Origin of the sequence: secondary endosymbiont of Ctenarytaina eucalypti (assembly GCF_000287335.1) — a bacterium.
Lineage (GTDB): Bacteria > Pseudomonadota > Gammaproteobacteria > Enterobacterales > Enterobacteriaceae.
Genome location: NC_018419.1, coordinates 717,076 through 739,054, shown reverse-complemented (window position 1 = coordinate 739,054; position 21,979 = coordinate 717,076). Strand labels below are relative to the sequence as shown.

Sequence of the window (21,979 nt, the reverse complement as noted above, 5' to 3'; positions counted from 1 at the left end):
CTGCCCTACTTCCGCTTACGGGGTTTTTTCTGATGGTGCATGATGAAACGGATAGAAAAACATATTTTGCGGTTACGTGCGAAGCTACAACATTGGGAAGATCTTTATTACGTCGCGTCTTCCCCTGAAGTGCCAGATAGTGAATATGATCGGATGATGGCCGAGCTGCGCGTACTAGAGACTAAACGACAGGACTTACTGACCGTCAACTCTCCTAGCCAGCGTGTCGGAGGGCATGCTCAGCATAGCTTTGGCCAGGTGCGTCATCATGTGCCCATGCTCTCGTTAGATAATGTTTTTGAAGAGTCTGATTTCCTGGCGTTCGATCAGCGGTTGCGGGAGAGGCTTAAGTGCTATGAGGACCTGACCTATTGTTGTGAACTCAAACTAGATGGTCTGGCGGTAAGCTTGCTATATGAACGAGGAGAGCTAGTACGGGGAGCCAGTCGGGGCGATGGAACTACCGGAGAAGATATCACCGCCAATATCCGTGTTATTCGCACTGTTCCATTGCGCTTGAGGGGGGAGACCAGCTCTCTGCCGCGCTTGCTTGAGATCCGTGGGGAGGTGTTTATGCCAGAAGCTGGATTCCAGAAGCTTAATCACGCTGCAAAAAGAAATGGGGGAAAAGTCTTCGCCAATCCACGCAATGCCGCTTCCGGCTCCTTGCGTCAGCTGGATCCTGCCATTACCGCTCAGAGGCCGCTGATGTTTTCTTGCTATGGCGTTGGGTTGCTGGAACATGGCATGTTGCCTGATAGTCATTGGCAGAGGCTACAGCAGTTGAAATCCTGGGGTGTATCAGTTAGCGATCAAATGCGACTCTGTACCGGCACCGATGCGGTACAGAAGTTCTATCAAAAAGTGTATAAAGCGCGTTCAACGCTCGGGTTTGATATCGATGGAGTGGTTATTAAAGTAGATGCGCTATTGTTACAGCAGCGTTTAGGTGTTGTTGCACGAGCGCCACGCTGGGCCATTGCCTACAAGTTTCCAGCGCAGGAAGAAATAACACGAGTGCGTGATGTGGCGTTTCAGGTAGGGCGTACCGGGGTGATTACGCCGGTTGCGAAACTAGAGCCGGTCTTGGTATCTGGTACAATGGTTACAAAAGCTAGCCTACACAACGCAGATGAGATCAATCGGCTAGGGGTAAGAATTGGCGATGCGGCGATTGTTCGCCGTGCGGGGGATGTAATCCCACAAATCGTCGGTGTAATCTCCTCTAAGCGGCCAAAGAATGCGCGGCTAGTCGCCTTCCCATCTCAGTGCCCGTCCTGTAGCACGGAGCTGGAGCACGTAGGGGGTGCGGTAGTGTTACGTTGCCCCGCAGGTCTCGTTTGTTCTGCGCAACTACAGGAGGCGCTGAAGCATTTTGTGTCGCGTCGAGCGATGAACATCACCGGGATAGGGGATAAGACGATCGATCAGCTCGTGCAGCGAGCGCTAGTGAAAACGCCGGCTGATTTATTCCGGCTAACAAAAGATATCTTGAGACAACTTGATCATGTGGGGCCAAAGGCGGCGCAAAATTTGCTGGATGCACTCGAGAAGGCTAAGAAGAGTACTTTCGCGCGTTTTCTCTACGCGCTCGGGATCCGCGAGGTGGGAGAGACGACGGCCGAAAATCTAGCTGCCGCTTATGGCACCCTAGACTCGCTGATAGCCGCCGATATTCATTCACTAACTGAGGTGAAAAATATCGGCAATATTGCGGCAACCCACGTGCAAAAGTTTTTTGAGATAAGGCATAATCTTAAGGTTGTTAGAGAGTTGTTAAGTCCACCGATAGGTATTCATTGGCCGGTGTCTGTGGTCCCTTCTACCGAAGAAGAGAGCTGTTTTTTTTCTGGTAAGACCGTTGTACTTACAGGAGTACTCAGAAGCCTTTCGCGAGATGCAGCCAAAGATAGGCTAGTGTCGCTCGGTGCTCGGGTCAGTAACAGAATTTCTGCTACAACTGATCTCCTGATCGTAGGGGAGCTAGCTGGCTCTAAGTTATTTAAGGCACAGCAATTGAGTATTCCGATGATGGATGAGGCAGAAATGATACGTCATTTAGGATAATCATTGAGGCGGACGAAGCAGAAACAATGAAGAAAAATATCTAGTGAAATATTCAATATGAATATATCGTTGAGCACGAACTAGGGGGAGACTAATCGATATATGATAAATTCAGCATTCTACCCGGCATGTTGAGATATAAAAACCTCAGGTAAAGATATTATTTTGCAGTTTGCTGCATGCATATCAATTCATAGGTCTTATGGTGCAGGTCAAAGCTTAAGACGACTAACTTTTTTCTTACAGATTAGCCCTCACACACCGCCGTGCTCAAATGGTCGGAGCGTGTTTTGTTGAAAAAACCTAAAGAGAGTATAATACATATCCGATATAAACGTTATTACACAGTAACATTATTCATGCAGTTCTGGATAATGTTGAAAATGCAGAGTATTATGGTTGAGGCGCCAGTTGCAAGTAGAAAGAGGCATAGTATAAAAGTGTCTATGATAATGTATCGTACAGAAGCATCACTCATGCACAGAATTCACCTGCTTTGTGATAAAGTCGATTAACTAGAAAATTCGAGCAATGTCGGCTGAGGGCGATGCCGATAGGCTCTGCTTTTCTGAGTTATTGTTTGAAGAAGAAAATACAGCTGCTTATCACCCTCTAGTTTAATATTGACCAGTTTCCAAGTATAAGCGTTACAATGCAATTGATAATCAGCATGTAACTAGCAACGTTCATAACGTCTAGAAAAAACAATAGCTGATTTTTTATCTGCCTACGGATTATTTGAAAGTGTTATTTTCTGGTTTAAACTACTTATGATGAGCCGTTTGAGTCTGGTGATTATCATGCGGGATGAGCATTACTACTATAATGTTGAGGGCAGATGTCCCGACGAGCCTCAGAACGCAAACAAGAGTGTATACACATCCTATTGATGTTGAAGTGAGATTTATTTTGAGTTCAGGGAGGGTGTTGAATGTGGTTTTACCAGCCTAATATTACATGAAGCCTGCCCCGTCACTTTATTATTGATCCATATCTCCTGCGCGTCATCTAGCGATTTTTTTGATGAGATAGCGCTGACTCTGAGACAAGATGATACTAAATCAAAGATGTTTTTCAGCTCTCATCGAGAGGAAGTCAGGCGATGCTGTGATATTAAGCGCAATGATGACATGCTGTCCCCTGAAGCTAAGGTTGTATTTTCGCTAAGGGAAATCTCAAGAAATTCCCGCGCCTGACAGACAACCTATCCCAGTTGCTTCTGTAGCAAACGAACCTGTGTCAACGCTTCCATCGTATCCACGCCTATGAAAGACTCAACGCTTGCCATCGCAACATGTATTTTCTCTCCATGCCATAAGACACGGAGCTGTTCAAGGCTTTCTATCTTCTCCAGAGGACTGGCCGACCATCTAACATAGCGACGAATAAAGTCAGCGCGATAAGCATAAAGACCAATATGACGCAGTAGAAAATGGGACAGGTGGTCACGACCACAGGCGAATCCAGAATGATTCCAAGGAATTGTGGCGCGTGAAAAATACAGAGCATAACCTTGCGAACTGACGACTACTTTAACCGCGTTTTGGTTAAATGCCTCTTCCGACGTGGTGATAGGCACTGCCAAGGTGGTCATGCTCGCATCGGTGCTCGCCAGATTCTCGACCACCTGACTGATAAGCGTAGGTGGAATGAGTGGTTCATCCCCCTGAACATTGACGATGACCTGATCGTCAGGAACGTCATATCTGTCAACGACCTCTTGTAGACGCTGAGTGCCAAACTGATAATTTCCCCGTGTTAGGCAGACTTCTCCGCCGGCCCGCTCAACTGCCTTGACCACGTCGGCATGATCGGCAGCTACAATGACCCGATCTGCACCAGAGGCTTTCGCGCGTTCCATGACACGCACCACCATAGGTTTACCATTAATGTCAGCCAATGGCTTACCAGGCAGCCGTCTGGAAGCAAAACGGGCAGGAATAATTGCGATAAAACTCATGAATGGGTCTTGCTAACCGTCATGGCACGCGCTTTACTCTTTAGAAGTACGGGAACGCCGTCGCGCACGGGGTAGGCCAGCGCATCAGACTTACACAAAAGTTCTTGTCGTTCTAGGTTGTAATCAAGCTTACCATGACAGCATGGGCAAGCAACGATTGCCAATAGGCGATGAATCATGATCTCTCTAAGTATTAGATATTTGGGGGAAGGAAAGATAGCGGATAGAATAGCATAAGTGTTACAGGTACGGGAACCACTGACAGACAATATTTTTGCTGATTATAGCATGTATTATAATCTTAGGAATAGCGGACGGAGGATATGTGCGTACTAAATAATATCTTAAAGATGTAATAAAGATTTGCGAGTTAATTTTTCTCAATAGAAAAGATACTATAGATTCAATTGAGCAGTTAGCCCCATGTATCCGGTCTGCATATTTTTTATTTCCTACTCTGAATATCATATTTTTTCGACGCCGTGAGTACTTGATTATAGCTCTGGATAGCCTGAATAATCGGCGTCAGTAAATTATGCTCAGCATCCTCAGGCAGGCGTGCGTAGACTGGCAGATACCACCAATTCTCACGGGCGAAGGATCGGCACTTAACAGCGTCTTTCTCGGTCATGAGCAACTGTTCATCTGGCGCAATGAGAGGGTAGAGCATTTCTTTTCGGTAGGCTTGATGATCAGCAAACGCCACCTCTCGTATCGGAATCGCGCCTCCCGCTCGTACTGTTTGAAAGAATCGCGGTGGATAACCAATACCGGCCATAGCCACAATCGGCGTCAAATCAGTCAGGAAGCGACGTTGACCTGTTATTAAATTGACGGCTGCACTAGCATCAAGCCACATCGGCACTTCGCCACAACGGGCGTTACCGCCGTTGACGATAACCGCCTGCACCGTCTCTAGACGGCTTGCTAATTCGCGCATAGGGCCTGCCGGGAGCAACCAGCCATTGCCAAACCGACGCTCACCATCTATGACGACCCACTCAATATCCCTGCCTAGTGCATAATGCTGCAAACCGTCATCGGCAATCACCACGTCTAGGGGATGTGCCCGCAGAAGCGCTGCTACCGCTTCTGCGCGTCGGGGCGCTACTGCAACCGGCGCCCCTGTGCGCTGCCAGATTAAGAGTGGCTCATCACCGCATTGAGTACTGGTCGTAGTGGCATCGAGTAATAGCGGGTATTTTTTAGTCCACCCCCCATAGCCGCGGGAGACCAATCCAACCCTCCAGCCGAGCGATTGTAATCGTGTCACTAACCATAGAACCACTGGTGTTTTACCGCTTCCTCCCGCTGTCAGGTTGCCTACCACGACAACCGGCAGCGGAAAGCGATGAACTTTACGCCAACCTCGTCGGTAGCTGCAACGGATAAGTGCGGTTATCAACCCATATAGCCAGGAAAACGGTAACAGAAGAAGATACAGCCGCGAGGTGCCGGACCAGATACGGGCAATCATTGACCGCACTGTAATCTGTGTAGTTGGGCGTAAACCCCCTGGAGGAACATTAGTGTTTTATGATTGCCTCGTTCGACAATCCTGCCCTCTTCAACTACTAAAATCTCATCAGCCTTTTCAATAGTGGATAGACGATGGGCGATAACCAAGGAGGTTCGATTTTTTTGTAGCGCATCGAGAGCTTGTTGGATGGCTCTTTCCGATTCAGAATCCAGCGCCGAGGTGGCTTCGTCTAAGATCAGTATGGAGAAATTGCGTAGAAGCGCGCGGGCGATTGCAATACGCTGCCGTTGTCCGCCTGATAGCAAGACTCCATTTTCGCCGATTACCGTGTCCAGTCCCCTATCCATTTTTTCGATAAACTCCATAGCATAGGCCATGCGAGCGGCGTTCTTTATCTGCTCTAGGGAGTAACCTGCCTTACAGGCATAAGCGATATTATTGGCGATAGTATCGTTAAACAAATGCACATTTTGAGAAACCAATGCTACCTGCTGACGAAGCGAAGCGAGTTTATAAGCGCGCAAATCATTGCCATTAAGAAGAATCTCTCCTTGTTGAATATCGTAAAAACGTGTTAGTAAATTGGCAATAGTTGATTTTCCGGAGCCGGAGCGCCCTACTAGCGCTACCGTATGTCCTGAAGAGATTGTGAGATTAATGTCATATAGGGCGGGTGTCTCTTTGCCCGGGTAGGTAAAAGTTACGTGCTGAAAGGTGATATCACCTTTACTGCACTCAACTTCCATAGTGCCCTCATCCTTTGCAATAGCCATGTCAAGAATAGAAAATAGCGTTTGGCAAGCTGCCATACCGCGCTGAAACTGAGCGTTGACGTTAGTCAAAGATTTTAGAGGCCGCATCAGAGCGATCATTGACGAAAATACGACGGTCATGGTACCGGCCGTCAAGGTGTTCATAACTGCCGGTAAACTTGCGGCATACAGCACAAAGGCCATCGCCAGGGATGCGATAAATTGAATCACTGGATCTGAGACCGAGGATGCAGCTACCATCTTCATGCCCTGTTGGCGCATTTGGTTGCTGACGTTATTGAAACGTTCTTTTTCTACCTTCTGTCCGCCAAAAATTAGCACTTCCTTATGTCCTTTTAGCATCTGCTCGGCGCTGGTAGTGACCTGCCCCATGGTGTTTTGCATTCTTTTGCTAATCTGACGGAAGCGCTTTGATACCTGTCGAATGGCAAACGATACCACTGGCGCAATCACTACTAGGATTAGAGATAGTTGCCAGCTGTAATAGAACATCATCGCGAATAGGCCGATGATTGACGCGCCTTCACGAATGACGGTAATCAGAGCGCCGGAAGACGATGAAGCCACCTGTTCGGAGTCGTAGGTAATTCGGGAAAGCAAGGTACCCGTAGATTGCCGGTCGAAAAAAGACACTGGCATATCCATCATGTGATTAAATAACCGACGGCGCATCTGCATCACAACTTTTCCGGAAACCCAGAATACGCAATAGCTAGAGATAAAGCCGGTCACACCACGTAGTACCATCAGGCTAATCACCATTAAGGGCATCCAGACTAGAATATTGCTTTTAGCCTTGCCAAATCCATCATCCAGAAGCGGTTTGAGTAGCGAGAGCATTAAGGTATCACTGGCAGCATTGAGTATCAGGGCAATGGCGGCGACGATTAGACCTGTCTTGAAGGGTGAGATCATCGGCCAAAGACGACGGAAGGTCTGCCAGGTGGAAAGATCTTTATCGTTTAGCATGCAGTATACCATGACCGGGACTAAGATGTTTATTCTACCTACTTTAGCGCGGTGACGCCAAATCACCAACCATCCCATCATTGTGAACTGTGATCGGGACAGGGCGGTATTTTCAATAATAGGAGATGAAAACGTGCGTTTCGCTCGTCATGTATCATTCTGTTTTGCTCATGAATGATGAGATCTCGCTATGAGGTCCTCTAGAACGACCAGTTTTCTCCGGAAGGCTCCCGAAAGGCCCATGGAAAGGAGGGAAGAGGTCGCGCTTAGCAAGAGGAACAGACTCCTTTGTAGTGCAGTGCCCAGAAAAACGGTGCCACTAAAATATATGTAACTTCCTCATCAGCGCATGCCTTAACTAGCTTTTCTCGTGTTTAACGTCTTAGACCCTAAAGAACTGACAGGCTCTATTTCTCTGGGGCTACCGATGTTGCTGGTGAAGAGTAGGAGGAGGCGATCGTTAACTGTCAGTTGCAAGGAGAGTTCGTTATTATCGGTGTTTCCATTCGATGAGGATGGCTCGGCTAGAGACTGCTGCAGACGGAAATCCTCCATAAGTAACTTATTACTGAAAGGAGGTAACGCAGGTGCTTATGCGCTTTCCTGGAAGTAGAAGCGAGTAAGTTTTGCATAAAGACTCTCATTCCACGATCTACGGTACTGCTCATTAAAAAAAGATTATCAGCCCTGATGGACTACCTACAATAAAACTTCTGGTTAATTAGACAGCCAAACCAGTAGATCGGTGATTAGGTTGCTCAGAACTTTTATCGAAAAACATTTCGCAGGCGCAATGTGAGGCCACGTTCATGAACGGAGACCCAATACTTCGGTCTCATCAGGAAGTCCTGAGGAACCTGGCAGTTTTCTACTAGAAGGCTCTTGCCTCCTACGCATAACCAGAAAAACAGTAAAAACCCCACCTCACGGACGATCCGCAACCCAGAAGAGCGTCTTGATTTTAAGCCGATATTGTTCTATGATAAATATCATAGCAATAGAGAAAAATATGAGATATCTTTTTCTATTTTAGGTCTCTTGATTCCTATATTTTTTCATGCAATCAATGCTATTGAGCAAACTAATAAACTAAATTATTATGCCGCGGCAAGGTCCGCGGTATTCATCAACCTCAGATCATACATGACATGCATGTCATGTATGTAGTTGACAGTCATACACTGCACAGAAGGTAATGCTAGATGATAAAAAAACTATCCTATGATCAGTGATCATGCCTTTCTAGGGCCATTTTTCGGGTTTAAAGAATTACTAAATAGTTATCGGATTTTGCTCAACTATGATGTGCAGAGAAATGAGATCATGGCGATGATCACAGCACTGTGCAAAATGATGCCGTCCTAGGAGACGTAACAGCATTGGGATTGTAGAGCAATAGAGCGTGCCAGTTTGCAGTCGTTGCAAATTTATTTTATTCAATAAGTATTATGTAGGTTTGCAGTAGACAACTGCCTGCGTATAATTCTTTCGCATTTTTCGGGAGAGGCAATATGCGCAGCATTAGAACATTAGCTGATAATATACAGCAGCTACATTTTACTCGGGAAGCCAAGCAGTCAAGTCCTGCTTGCGTTCTGTACTATTTTTATTATAGCTCCTCAATGAGGGGCTTTTTTTTGGGTGAGACCCGGCGCGTTGTGTTGCATCTAATGGCAAGACCTGCACTTAAGGAGGAAAGAAAGATGGTAAATCCCCTTTATCAAAAGCATATAATTTCCATTAACGACCTGAGCCGTGGGGAGTTAGAAATGCTCTTATCTACCGCAGGCGCCCTAAAGGCGCAACCACAGCCAGCATTATTAAGAAATAAAGTGATCGCTAGCTGTTTTTTTGAGGCTTCAACACGAACCCGCTTATCTTTTGAAACGGCGATTCATCGGCTCGGTGCTTCGGTCGTCGGCTTCCCCGATGCCGACAATACTTCATTGAGCAAAAAAGGTGAGACATTAGCGGACACCATTTCAGTCATTAGCACGTATGTTGATGCAATCGTCATGCGTTATCCGAAGGAGGGAGGAGCTCGACTCGCTAGCGAATTTTCCGGACAGGTACCAATTCTAAATGCAGGCGATGGTGCCAATCAGCACCCCACCCAGACCCTCTTAGATCTATTCACCATTCAAGAAACTCAGGGTCGCCTGGATCATCTCAGCATCGCGATGGTCGGTGATCTGAAATACGGCCGTACCGTACATTCACTAACCCAAGCACTAGCTAAATTCGACGGGAACCATTTTTATTTTATCGCTCCGCAGGTGTTGGGAATGCCACGTCATATTCTGAACATGCTAGAAGATAGTGGCATTGCTTACAGTCTTCGCATGAGCATTGAAGAAGTGGTACCGGCCCTAGATGTTCTTTATATGACTCGAGTGCAAAAAGAGCGACTAGATCCATCAGAATACGCCAACGTGAAAGCACACTTCGTCCTCAATGCCGCAGATTTGCTTCAGGCACGTACTAATCTGAAGATCTTACATCCACTACCGCGAGTTGATGAAATAGCTATTGATGTCGACCATACGCCGTATGCGTATTATTTTCAGCAGGCTGGTAACGGAATTTTCGCCCGCCAGGCGTTGTTGTCCGCTGTACTCGGTCATCACTCGCACTAATTCCCCTCTGAAGTCGTGAGATTTTCGTTTTCTTCCGGAAAATCAGTGCTCTATTGCCTTCTCATACAGGAGGCAAAAGTCGTATTATGCGCTACTAGCATTCTCCTCCTGTAGAAGATCATGCTGAATTAGAGATTAGAATACAAACTTGCTAGTAGTTGTAAAAGTAGCTGTCATTGGTGCTGTGCAGGGGGTGGCAGGGTGCTGAAGAGGCTAATTAATGCTCTACCTAATGAACTGTCGCTAGTGTAAGGTTTACGAGTGGCATTCTGAGATTCTTCACCAGTGCCCTTCAGGATCATTCCAGCATGATGCGAATCATGATTCCGAACGCCGTGTGCTAACGCGCCTTAGGATAATAGACAGAGATGCTGCTTTACGAAGTAACCGATTAATCAGAAATAGGAAAATGAGGGTACCGTTCATGACGCAAGATAATAAATTACAAGTAGAAGCGATATGCCGCGGTACGGTTATCGACCATATCCCTGCACAGGTAGGCATAAAATTGCTGAGTTTGTTTAAGTTAACCGAAACTGATGAACGGATTACGATTGGCCTTAATTTGCCATCTAACCAGCAGGGAAAAAAGGATCTGATCAAGCTAGAAAATGTATTTTTCACTGAAGAACAGGCTAATCAGCTAGCTATTTATGCGCCATATGCCACGGTAAATCGTATTGATCGTTACGAGGTAGTGCGTAAACAGATGCTGCAATTGCCGGAGCGTATAGATGGCGTTCTCACCTGTCCCAATAGTAACTGCATTAGCCGTAGCGAGCCCGTAGCGTCAGGATTTCACGTAAAGTTTTTCGCTCAGCAGGTGCACTTACAGTGCAAATATTGCGAGAAAGAATTTGAACATCAAGCAGTGATTCAAAACTCCTGATCTCCTCGTAGAGGCAGATCCACGTCTTAGGCTATCAGTTTGCTGCATCTAGGTATTTATTCGATTGTTCTTTAGATTAACGTGTGGTGGTAAGGCATCATATAACATCTAGTTTTTCTATGTGTATAATGTAATTTATAAAAAAACAGTGTTGAGCGAGAGACCTGTGATGTAAACAGGTGCGTTTAAGTTATGCTTCTGGATCCGAAAGATATATTTTTACTTGCTACATGATTAACGAAGTCCGAATATACCGCATAGAAAGACAATACATCACTCATAACAGCTTATATAACTTTGTTTAATAGTACTCATACTTTTTAGATATTTTGCAGTACGAAGAAAAAATGATCTCACGCTAACATACTTATCCAAATATAACCCGTAAACAGCTATAGCGCATGCGATTTTTTCTGCAAAAAAGCTCATAGTTCGTTTATCGCATAACAGAAAAAGACCAACGCCTTAGCTGAGAACATCATTTTTGACCTGCTCTGTTGTGATATAATATTTGAAATTGATAAGCATAGTCTTTACGTTAATGCCTGATATTCTTACCATCTTTCCGCATCCAAAACCATGCATCATCACATTAATGATGCTTTAGTTTGTGGCATGTTTAATGGCGCGCTTTGATAGTGAAAGAAGTGTTTAAGGATGTTCAGGTACAGCTTACAGCTGTAGTGTGTCGCCTTTGATATCAAAGGACTGTGATATCGTACTCTATTAGCATTACCACTACGAGTACTCGTAGTGGCTCAATCTGTGCGATAGTATTTTTCTTAAAAACGGAAAGCATACTCAAGCGATGATGAGTTATGACTTCATGTTGCATCAATCACCAGAGGTAGCCATGATCTGCATCATCAAGAAAGAAACCGGCCTGTATTTATTGCCCCTGATGTGCAGGTAGTCGAGCGTGGTCATATCATTATTACGGCCATCTATATTGTAGGGTGTTTGAAGAGCGGCGAAGTAGCAATAGCAGTTACCGATGAGATGTGCAAGTCGCTTAGAGAATAGTGAAGTTATCGTCAGCACCGTGACTACCCAACTTGACAGATATGATCAAATGAAAAATGTTAGAAATAGATCAAAAGGCCTGACTCAGGAAAGGTTGTTGTAAAGTATTTTGACTGCATATTATAGTCTGCTTTTTATATACCTAGACATTGCCCGTTTGTCAAAAAATAAAAAATTGGGATTTTATCTAGTTGCGATTTCATAGCGTATTTCTATACGTCTTATCTCTTAACGATATCTAAGGTTAGATCGATAATCAATAATATTACTAATAGATTAGTAAGCTTAGATTGCATGCGGTGTGGCCGTCATATTGCCGCATAATTGGCCGTTCTTCTCTAGCCTTATCTATATTAAGTGAACCTTAATAATACGTTATCCTCATTCTCATTAGAGACACTACTGTTTAAGTAGAAGTCTCTAATGAGAATGAGGGCACATTACACTTCGACAGTTAGTGAGTAATTAGGTAATGAGTGATAGATGCTGAGCATGAAAAGGATACCGAGTAGCACATCATGTGGCTCACCGACCCAAAATTTACCTATATACTCCAGACGTGGTACCTAAGAATTAGATTTATTGAATAAATAAAGTGCTCTGGTAAACCCTGGAGTCAGCTCACTACATGTCCTCCAAAAAATTATTTATTATAAGCAATGTAATCTTATGAAGGAATGTTTTCATCAGAAGGCGCTCAATCAGCTCATGTATCTAATAAGTGTAGATGTATGCTTTAGATATTGCCATATGAAAATAGAAAACTGATGAGGGCGGTGCACAGTTTTACCGAGTGTTGAGCCTTTTACTACCAGCATTACAGAGATTCGTTATCTCTATTTTTACATTTATAGATTTTTCGCTAAGACTCGAAAACTATGATGTTCGTAGTACGCGCGAAAAAAGATTGATCTCATGATAGAAATGGCTTTATTGAAAAAAGTTAAAACCTGTATCGAGTTGTAGGCGAACAAGGCTATTGTAATACGATGAAGGCAGTGTGCGGTATTGCTAATACCCTCATTCTGTTGCAAATCTTCTCATTATTACATCTTTTTTGCCTAATTAAGTATAATACTTTAGGCAGGATGAGATGGTGCTGGCCCAGTCTTTTAAACCAAAATATTACCGTTTGAGGAATCGAGTGCTCGTGTAGTAATTGATGTACTCTTCTCAGGGAGCACGAGAACCGGTTAGAGGTTAATTGTTAACCACGTGCTGACCTGTTTATATAACTTTTCGAAAATAAAACATTATTTCGCTCTACTATACGTCATGATTAGCAAATTTTGCTCTTTTTGAAAATGTTCTTGTCTCATGTGGGTCTAACTTAATAATGATGAATGCTGGTAGGGATTCAGCTATTCACTGAACCGACAGTATTAATCTATAGAGTTAAAAATCCCACTCTATGCTAATATGTCCTATCTTCACTTAAGTGAAGAGGAAATACCGGTCCCTGTATCTTTACAATCGCTCTATGAGTTGTAAAATACCAGTAACCCATTCCTGTAACTCTCTTAGATAAAATCTAGATATTTGTTGCACCATGAGCATGGTGCTCATACCACTTCTCTGACTAGAACAGTTTTCGCATCTAGGGTCGTAAAGAGATCTGTGCTCTCTTTTGCAGCAATAATCTACCTTAATACCTCTCTGTGCTATTAAAGAGCTGCGCTGCTTGACGAGGCAAGCACGTCGGTGAGGCATTTGAAAGAGTTTTCTTTGCCATGAGAGACCATTGATTAAAATAAACATCATGATCTAAATGCATCATTACCGATCATATAGTTGATTTAATCAAGATATGTCTTATTGCTTTAAGATGGAGATGCATGGACTAGATGATCGCTTGATAGAGCAGGGTGCGACACACTTTCCTGGGTTCAGCACTCGTCCAGATCTTTGACCCGAAGACTTTATAAGAAAGTCTTATGTGACAAGAATATGAGTTGTTTTCCTCACTTTCTGAGATGGGATGGTCGGCACACGGCAGGTGACGTTAAGTAGAGCGCTGACTGTTCCGTATGGTCTCCACGAGACATACGAGGTTGATATCTTTCTTCCTGGTTTCTAGATCGTGCAGCAGATCAACCTTGGGCCCCTCCACGCTAAGACAGGAGGGCAACATGCACCTCAAAGGACGGAGGGAGCCTGAGGCGATCGCATCGATATAGTTATAGTGCGCCTGATGTGATATTTCCAGTATCTTACTGATTTTGCATGCTCTTTAATAGTAAAGCGAATATTCTGTATACAGGAGGTAAGAGGTGCAACAGACCCCTTAGGAAGGCAGATAATGCATTCCGTCAGAGTCGTTTTCGAGGCGTGGTTCGACAATATTTTTGAATAAAGCTAACCCTGATCTAATCCCCGTACTGCAGTAGTTCACGTTCCATGAGAGGATGCTGAAGGGAGATGTGAGACGCGATAGAAACAGGTTATACTGATATTTTCTGTACTAGCGCTGGTCGTCTAGTGTGACTCCTTCCGGAAGTGTAAAATAGAATTTTTTATCCTCCTCCAGGGGAGTCTTTTTAATGCTTAACTCATAAACACTTCTCTGTCTATCTTGGCCCACAGTAGTGAAGCCCTCAATGGTGCCATTGGCAGTGACTGTAATCGTCAGCTGATTCAAATTACTGTTATAGGACTTTGGCTCTAGCGAGAATCTATTGCCTTTCTGCGTTACATGATATTGGTTCCAGTCGATCGGGTTATTGCGGGTTATTAGAATAATAGGTGTATTGCCGGTAGTATTTTTCAGCCAGGTTGCGGTCGCTTGTGCAATAAAAGGATTATAAAACCACAGCGTTTTTCCATCGGAAACTAGTACGATTTCATCTGGAAACGTTATATGAAAGTGAAAAAGATTAGGTCGCTTCACCCAAAGTTTACCAGCACTATCCTGGACCATAGCGCCTTTAGCGCTAGTCACACGCTGTGTGAAACTAGCATAGAAACTATTAATTTGATCTAATCGGCTTTTTAAAACATCGGCATCGTCGGAAAAAGCAGGGGCCGACAGTATGGCAGACAATAGACAGGCCGTGATCAACTTTTTTCCCATTATGAGGGTTCCTTGAAGGCGCCAACTCGGGGTGCTCCTTCGAGGCGCCGAAAGCGAGCGTGAACGTTATCTTAGAGGACGTAGGAAGGTATAGATAGGTATTCCTCTGAAATATTTGATTTTGTATACTGTCCTCGACATCTTCCCTGAAGGGTGAGGGTTAAGCCTCCTTCAGATGTTCATGCTCTGCAAGGTGATGGGGGTGATCGAGCCGTAACGCGGTAATGCTTTGCCATCTATTGGCTTGACGATGAGCGCATCAAAAGATGTATAGTCAGTGCTGAAATAGTGCTGAAAATCTCTGGCGATTCAGACAAGGTAATTGCCGCTAAGGACACGTTAGTACCTAGTCACATAACAAACTTAGCTAGATTTTTCACTATCTATGCCCTACTGTCATTGGACTTATTCGCTGGCGCTGGTTATTCTTTTGGTCCATTATGGCCGTCTGGAGACTTTCTAATCTTGACCAAAAAAGTACCTATAGATCATAGAACATGCATGATAAATAATTCTTGGTGGCGAGAACCGGCTCCGGATCAACAGGGATGACGATTTTAAATGTTCATCCGGGGGTATTGAGCAGAATAATTTAGCTACTTCGGGAAGCCCAGAGAAAGACCATCTGCCTCTGAGACTAAGGCCGCCCCTTGGTAGATTTGTTACCTGCTTTTTTATGCGTAGGCAACAGGTCATCGTTGTTCTGTGAGCGGCCAAGAGATAGAATCAGAATGATGCCCCTGCCGGTAATTGGGCATAGTCCTGATCTAGAACGTCGCGTAACCGGGATTTTGCTGGCGTATTTCTATGCCTAAACCATACAAACGGCCGGTTAGCAGAAGGGACACGGCGCTCCCGATAATCCAAGCAAGTGGGAGCGGATTTAGCGGTTAATATTGTGGCGCGATGGTAGAGGCGATGTACTTATAAGGGTACGGATAACACCGAAGGAAGTAAAATAGCAGAGGTTTTCTATAGTCAGCGCTTCCTTACCCGTAAGAGAAGAGTATAATGACTATGGATCGACTCATCCGCCGAAAAAATTAATTTAGGCATATAGAATAGGTTTTTTTACCGGGCACGTAGGCTCTACCAAAGCAATGAAAGGATGCATGGTAGAAAATCAGCCAGTACCAATAAGGTATAATGCAGCAGGTGGTGTCAGAAAACTATGACTCTACACGCCACCTAGATTTTTACAGGGCTATGTTCAGTGGGTTTGTGAACAACTAGAATCGGACAGGCTCAAACTTATCATCACGTCTATTACATAAAAAGCACACTCTCCAAGATACTCACGATAGAGTTTAGTAAAAACATTGGTCTAGATCTTAAGTGTTTAGCGGTCTGTTGTATTTATGTTTTATATGTTTTAGTTCAAGAAAGGGTCATTAATGTGTTCTTATTAACTAATGCAATAGTATCTTCAAGATTTTTTTCGGTGCCCAACTGATACGAATTCAAAGAAAATTTTGCTAAAATAGATTTTATATACGCCTGAAATTATATGTAACGTGTGTTAATAACGCGCAGCTGCTTTTTTGCTTCTGCTATGAACAAACATAGGCGAGGGTGTTTATTCACTCTAGAAAGCTGTATTAGTATCTTACCCAGCAGTGTGCAATAAACAAATATATTCCTTCCTGCATTTTCTAATAACAGTTAAAATCCGCTGCAACCACATAGCACGTCGGAATGTCTTGTGGCGTCTTCACGGACACCATGAAGTGCTCGAAGACATATTTTTTCAATATTGACGCGATGTTAAAAACACGAGTAGTAGCGATCAATCTAAATAGTACAATATAGCAGTTGTATTTTTTGCAGGATTACTGTGATTCTTGCGACCAAGATCTTTTTCCTTGCACCGTTCTTGTTTATTATCGTAGGCAGATTTCCTAATTTCTTTTTTATTCTGATAATGCCTTTACTAACTTTATTGTTTAGAGTTAAGTAAATGCTTATTGTCATTTTTAAGAATATTTTAGCAGTCATTTGAAATGATTTCATCAACATACTAAAAGCTAAAAAATAATAGGTGTCGTGACAGAAAATTACAATAGAAGCAACGTCTACCCACTCTGTTTAGAGTGCGGTCGGTAGCTATATGACGTGTTGATTAATTACCAATAGTATCATATTAACATGATGCATAATAATCAAAGTACAACGTTAAAAATTAGGATAAAAGACTAGTTTTTAATAATAATATTTAGCTTAAGGCGTATTTAACGAGGCCCTCTCTTCCGATTATGCCTTATCGGTGGTATTGATGCCCGCGCGTTTTTTTGGAAACGTTGTTAACTACTTTTTGTATCTGTTTTTAACTCTCTTAATATTCTTATAAATCCTTAGTTATTGCGTCTATGACAACGAGGGCAATATGTCTACAGTGAAATACAGTACATTGCTTATATTAGGTTCAGGACCTGCGGGTTATACTGCAGCAGTATATGCGGCGCGCGCTAATCTAAACCCCGTTTTAATCACTGGCCTGGAGCAAGGTGGACAGCTAACGAGTACTACTGAGGTAGAAAACTGGCCTGGTGAGCACAATGGAGTGAGTGGGCCATTGCTGATGGATCGCATGCACACCCATGCTAAAGCATTCAATACGGAAATTATTTCCGATCATATTACTCAGGTTGATCTACAGAATCGGCCATTTCACCTAATCGGAGACAGCAGCGAATACGCTTGCGAGGCGCTGATTATTGCCACCGGCGCCTCTGCTCGGTATTTGGGTCTACCCTCTGAGGAGGCTTATAAGGGAAAAGGGGTTTCCGCCTGCGCTACTTGCGATGGCTTTTTTTATCGCAATCAGAAAGTAGCGGTGGTAGGCGGAGGCAATACCGCCGTGGAGGAGGCTTTATATCTAGCTAAGATCGCTGAAGAAGTGCATGTAATTCACCGCCGTCTTACCTTCCGTTCGGAAAAGATTCTTATCGACCGGATGATGGATCAAGTTGATCACGGTAATATTATTCTGCATACTAATTGCACCCTTGAAGAGGTGTTGGGTAATAAGATAGAGGTCACCGGCGTACGGATTAAAGAAGTGTCCAGCAATTTTCATGCAGATTTAGCCGTTAAGGGGGTGTTTATCGCTATCGGCCACAGCCCCAATACGTCTATTTTCGGCTCTCAGCTGGCTTTGAAAAAAGGCTATCTACGCGTGCAGTCCGGAATTAACGGTAATGCAACTGCGACATCAATCCCAGGCGTCTTTGCGGCAGGTGACGTCACGGACTCTCACTATCGCCAGGCGATTACCTCCGCGGGGACCGGCTGTATGGCGGCTTTAGATGCCGAACGGTACCTTGATAGACTCTTCCTTGCTTCTACCTATTGACTTAGTAAGGCCTTTGTTGAGCGCAAAAGAATTTCGTATCCGATGAACACTTTTTTGCTACTTTATCTGATAGCTTGACAAGAAAAGGTGATTCTTTTTCATCTTCTAGTGCTATTGACTGTATAGTAGTGCGGAGATCAAGGCTTTGGAAGTATTAACCTTCAACTTTTAGCAATCATTATCTTAACGCGCTATGTTTATTCCAAAACACAGTCTTGATGGTAAAGAAAAAGTTTAAAATTATACAGGAATCGCCTTATAATGAGGTCTTTAAGAAGCAGAATTATCTAACAGTATAAATGGGCGAACGAGCGCTTTGGTCACGCTATCAGAAAACAGACCTTCCTGATAAGCGTGAATGACCAGGTATCTTTTTAGATGCATCTATCACTATGGCGCTGTGATAATAAAATAGGTGTTGCGTTTTTTTGATGACGGCTTGCCAGGAAGCCTTTGCCTCGATTTTGAAAGTATATAGAGGCCAAACAAGATCTCTAGACTGGATTAATATCTAGAAAAGCGAAAAAAAAGTTTCTTTTAGAATAAAAATATTAAGATGCAATAAAGTTACTGCATGATGTTGAAGAAGTATAGTAGGCCATTAGCATTATCTACTCATGACCGTGTCACATATTCAATTCTCTATACCGCTCTATGGTATCAAAAAGCCATTGATATTCAGGGTTTTCTGGGTGTAATAAAGAAAAAGTACACCGGTAATTTAGAAAGATTCGCATGACGTCGCTGACAAAGCATTAAAGTGGCCCATCCCACCGTCGCGGTGCATATAAATTTTAGGATTATACGCTATTTCGGTGACTACATGAATAAATATCAGCAGCTAAGAGTTGTAATGATGAACGGGCAAGATAAATAGAGCATTATGGGTGTTTACGACCTAAAACGGGTATCTTCTGGCTTGTTAAGTGGTTAAGAAAACTTATTTGATTCTGTATAACTATGATGCACAGGTAAACGTAGTCATGGAGATGATTCAAATGCTTAAATAAATGACACCTTGTTGGATATACTGCACTCTATCTCCATCGCGCAACCATTGACATGCTAGTAGAGAGCTCATTACATTTTCTTTTTTTAACAAAGCTATGATGATCTGAATGTTTTATTTTTTTCGAGAAAGCTAACCACGATCCAAACTAACTCTGCATTAGGTATTGGCGCAGACTTGTCGTTACTTCTAGATTTTTTTTGAAAAAATTCTGATGTCCAGGACAATCAGCCAATGTAATTTTAGATGTAATGATGGTGTCTTAAGATCACAAAAGATAGTCGCTTAACGCTATGCTAAAAAAAGATAAAATCAATCACTTTTTCAATAAAAAATCGCTTTTGTTGTATGATAGAGGAATATTTTATATTGCTATGCATTTTAGTGGCATATTTTTATCTCAGATATGCTATTTTTAATGATTGTTCACCTCATCATTTGACGCTTTAGAGCTCAATTAGTTTGCTAATCTCGTCATCAAATAATCTAGCGATTCAATAAAATTAATTAGACCTCGATTCATTTCCTGATAAAGTCCTGTTTAGGATACGGCATCGCATAATAATCACAGCTTACCTTACACGGAAGACCTATATCTAAAAAAACGAGCTATGAAAAAAATGAGGATAACAGCTAATGGCTCTTGCTGCTCTACAAAAAGATCCAACTCTCGAGTGGTTCTTATCTCACTGCCATGTTCATAAGTATCCATCAAAGAGTACGTTAATTCATCAGGGTGAAAAGGCAGAGACACTGGACTATATAGTCAAAGGTTCTGTCGCGGTACTTATCAAGGATGAAGACGGTAAGGAGATGATACTCTCTTATCTTAATCAGGGTGATTTTATCGGTGAAATAGGGCTTTTTGAAGAAGGGCGGGAGCGAAGTGCATGGGTAAGAGCTAAAACAGCCTGTGAAGTGGCCGAGATATCCTATAAAAAATTTCGTCAATTGATTCAGGTGAACCCTGATATTCTTATGCGCCTGTCTTCACAAATGGCTCGTCGTCTTCAGGTAACTTCTGAAAAAGTCGGCAACCTGGCTTTTTTAGATGTGACCGGTCGTATTGCTCAAACGTTACTACATTTAGCTAAGCAGCCAGATGCGATGACTCATCCAGATGGTATGCAAATAAGAATCACTAGGCAAGAAATCGGCCAAATTGTTGGCTGTTCAAGGGAAACGGTCGGCCGTATTTTGAAAATGCTTGAGGATCAGAATCTCATATCTGCCCACGGAAAAACGATTGTTGTTTACGGTACTCGGTAATTCCTGTGTACCACGAATCTGGTGAGGAGAACGGATTTGTTGTTATTAGTGTACTCCTCCATTTAGTATAGTCCGCTTCTACTACCTTGCACTGTGTTCAGCTCGCTATAGGCGCGGTATAAAGTAGACGTGATAATTTTAGTCGGATATCTAAATAAGGGATTGAATGATTTTAATATTTTAAGTTATTGCCTATCCTCAGGGTATACGTTTTACTGACTATATGGTTGACAGAGTTTAAAAGACCATATAACAAGCTATGTATAAGTTATGTGCAAGGCTATAATATGTGTTGATGAATAAGAATCACGCTATTTCCTAGTTCCGCTTGAGTCAGTAATTCATCACATCTGGCTACACCCTGTTCTGATGAGAATGAAGTGGATGATGTTGTGTTGCAAGCAGTCGGCGGGTCATTCAACCTACCGACTACAATATTTTCATTGAAAGCAAGTGACTACACTAAGATCAGATATCAGGAGAGAGTTCTCCTGGTTGAGAATTCTTACTAAAATAGTGTACAGCGGTTTGCTGTATGCAGCAAGAGTGCTATTTGTTTATCAGGCGTCGGGGGGTCAGAAGGCCTGAGGCTTCAAGCTCTCCAATACCGAAAAAGCGTCGGGCACCTCCCTCGGTGAGTCGTACGAGACCCACCTTCTTCGGTACCGTGATCGCTACTTTTTGTCCGAGCCGTATTCGTTCGGCAGTTTCAATCCCTAGATTCACCTCAGGCATTTCAGTCAACGCGCTATCTATTGGCAACAGCAATGAATCTAGCTGCGCTAAAGTTTCAGGATGTCCCGGTGCCTCGGAAGCGATACCCTCTAGTGTCGCAAGGGTTATCATACGCTTTCTGGGAAAGCAAGCGACTCCTAGACGGCGTAGCGCTATGACGTGTGCGCCGCAGCCAAGACGTTCACCTAAGTCGTCGACCATGGTACGAATATAGGTTCCTTTAGAACAATGAATTTCCAGCTTCACCTCCGTAAGATTCCAGTGGAGTAGACGTAAATCATAAACATAAATCGGTCTCTCCTTGCGCACGACGTTGATGCCTTTTCTAGCATATTCATACAGAGGCCTTCCTTGGTGCTTAAGCGCTGAAAACATCGAAGGTATTTGGCGCCCTTCGCCGCGGAAGTGCTCAAGGGCGGCCTCCAGCAGTTTTTCTTCTAGCAATACAGGCCGGATGCTAACTGTCTTGCCTTCGGCATCATACGTATTAGTACGTATGCCAAGACGAGCAGTCACCCGATATCGTTTATCGGCCGAGAGTAAATGTTGGGAAAACTTAGTTGCTTCACCAAGACATACAGGCAGCATGCCTGTTGCCAGAGGATCCAGCGAGCCAGTATGGCCGGCCTTATTAGCACGAAATAGATGTTTTACCCTTTGCAGCAGATCGTTAGAGGAAATTCCAATGGATTTATCCAACAGAATGATGCCGTCGATATTACGACCACGGCGAATTAGACGGCTCAT

Annotated in this window: 11 protein-coding genes; 5 read left to right on the top strand and 6 right to left on the bottom strand. The window is 43.6% G+C overall.

From position 1 onward, the window contains the following. Positions 1-42 precede the first annotated feature (42 nt). Positions 43-2,067, top strand: a complete 2,025-nt coding sequence (ligA, locus tag A359_RS02110; RefSeq protein ID WP_044104725.1) for an NAD-dependent DNA ligase LigA — start codon at positions 43-45, stop codon at positions 2,065-2,067. A gap of 1,204 nt (positions 2,068-3,271) precedes the next feature. Here the strand turns inward: ligA and kdsB are convergent. The 4 genes from kdsB to msbA all read right to left on the bottom strand — a co-directional run bounded on the left by kdsB (position 3,272) and on the right by msbA (position 7,249). Further along, positions 3,272-4,027 carry a 3-deoxy-manno-octulosonate cytidylyltransferase gene (gene kdsB, locus A359_RS02105; protein ID WP_014888197.1) on the bottom strand — a complete coding sequence of 252 codons (756 nt, stop codon included), beginning with the start codon at positions 4,025-4,027 and terminating at the stop codon, positions 3,272-3,274. Then, a complete protein-coding gene (locus A359_RS02100; RefSeq protein ID WP_014888196.1) occupies positions 4,024-4,206 on the bottom strand; it encodes a Trm112 family protein in 183 nt (60 codons plus the stop codon). Before A359_RS02100 ends, kdsB begins: the two co-directional genes overlap by 4 nt. 266 nt (positions 4,207-4,472) lie before the next feature. Beyond that, the gene (gene lpxK, locus A359_RS02095) at positions 4,473-5,504 is read right to left on the bottom strand and encodes a tetraacyldisaccharide 4'-kinase (RefSeq protein WP_014888195.1); all 1,032 of its coding nucleotides are present in this window, start codon (positions 5,502-5,504) and stop codon (positions 4,473-4,475) included. Continuing rightward, complete coding sequence (gene msbA, locus A359_RS02090) at positions 5,501-7,249, bottom strand: lipid A ABC transporter ATP-binding protein/permease MsbA (protein WP_044104722.1); 1,749 nt, start codon at positions 7,247-7,249, stop codon at positions 5,501-5,503. Before msbA ends, lpxK begins: the two co-directional genes overlap by 4 nt. 1,703 nt (positions 7,250-8,952) lie before the next feature. Between msbA and pyrB the strand changes: the two genes are divergently transcribed. Continuing rightward, positions 8,953-9,885 (top strand): aspartate carbamoyltransferase, encoded by a 933-nt coding sequence (pyrB, locus tag A359_RS02085; protein WP_044104518.1) that lies wholly within the window; start codon positions 8,953-8,955, stop codon positions 9,883-9,885. Positions 9,886-10,309: 424 nt separating this feature from the next. After that, a complete protein-coding gene (pyrI, locus tag A359_RS02080; RefSeq protein ID WP_014888192.1) occupies positions 10,310-10,774 on the top strand; it encodes an aspartate carbamoyltransferase regulatory subunit in 465 nt (154 codons plus the stop codon). Positions 10,775-14,258: 3,484 nt separating this feature from the next. On the opposite strand, the gene lolA is transcribed toward pyrI, so the two are convergent. Next, positions 14,259-14,867 carry an outer membrane lipoprotein chaperone LolA gene (gene lolA / locus A359_RS02075; RefSeq protein WP_014888191.1) on the bottom strand — a complete coding sequence of 203 codons (609 nt, stop codon included), beginning with the start codon at positions 14,865-14,867 and terminating at the stop codon, positions 14,259-14,261. A 2,383-nt stretch (positions 14,868-17,250) separates the two neighbouring features. Between lolA and trxB the strand changes: the two genes are divergently transcribed. Beyond that, positions 17,251-18,219, top strand: coding sequence for a thioredoxin-disulfide reductase (trxB, locus tag A359_RS02060; RefSeq protein ID WP_014888190.1), 969 nt, complete (start codon positions 17,251-17,253; stop codon positions 18,217-18,219). 1,645 nt (positions 18,220-19,864) lie between these two features. Then, a complete protein-coding gene (gene crp / locus A359_RS02055) occupies positions 19,865-20,497 on the top strand; it encodes a cAMP-activated global transcriptional regulator CRP (protein WP_014888189.1) in 633 nt (210 codons plus the stop codon). Between the two features lie 549 nt (positions 20,498-21,046). Here the strand turns inward: crp and truB are convergent. Further along, positions 21,047-21,979: a tRNA pseudouridine(55) synthase TruB gene (truB, locus tag A359_RS02050; protein ID WP_014888188.1), complete on the bottom strand. Its 933-nt coding sequence runs from the start codon at positions 21,977-21,979 to the stop codon at positions 21,047-21,049.

Excerpts from the sequence above, each read along its gene's own strand:
- ligA (WP_044104725.1), top strand. The coding sequence starts at position 43 with ATGAAACGGATAGAAAAACATATTTTGCGGTTACGTGCGAAGCTACAA.
- kdsB (WP_014888197.1), bottom strand. The coding sequence starts at position 4,027 with ATGAGTTTTATCGCAATTATTCCTGCCCGTTTTGCTTCCAGACGGCTG.
- A359_RS02100 (WP_014888196.1), bottom strand. The coding sequence starts at position 4,206 with ATGATTCATCGCCTATTGGCAATCGTTGCTTGCCCATGCTGTCATGGT.
- lpxK (WP_014888195.1), bottom strand. The coding sequence starts at position 5,504 with ATGATTGCCCGTATCTGGTCCGGCACCTCGCGGCTGTATCTTCTTCTG.
- msbA (WP_044104722.1), bottom strand. The coding sequence starts at position 7,249 with ATGCTAAACGATAAAGATCTTTCCACCTGGCAGACCTTCCGTCGTCTT.
- pyrB (WP_044104518.1), top strand. The coding sequence starts at position 8,953 with ATGGTAAATCCCCTTTATCAAAAGCATATAATTTCCATTAACGACCTG.
- pyrI (WP_014888192.1), top strand. The coding sequence starts at position 10,310 with ATGACGCAAGATAATAAATTACAAGTAGAAGCGATATGCCGCGGTACG.
- lolA (WP_014888191.1), bottom strand. The coding sequence starts at position 14,867 with ATGGGAAAAAAGTTGATCACGGCCTGTCTATTGTCTGCCATACTGTCG.
- trxB (WP_014888190.1), top strand. The coding sequence starts at position 17,251 with ATGTCTACAGTGAAATACAGTACATTGCTTATATTAGGTTCAGGACCT.
- crp (WP_014888189.1), top strand. The coding sequence starts at position 19,865 with ATGGCTCTTGCTGCTCTACAAAAAGATCCAACTCTCGAGTGGTTCTTA.
- truB (WP_014888188.1), bottom strand. The coding sequence starts at position 21,979 with ATGAGCCGTCTAATTCGCCGTGGTCGTAATATCGACGGCATCATTCTG.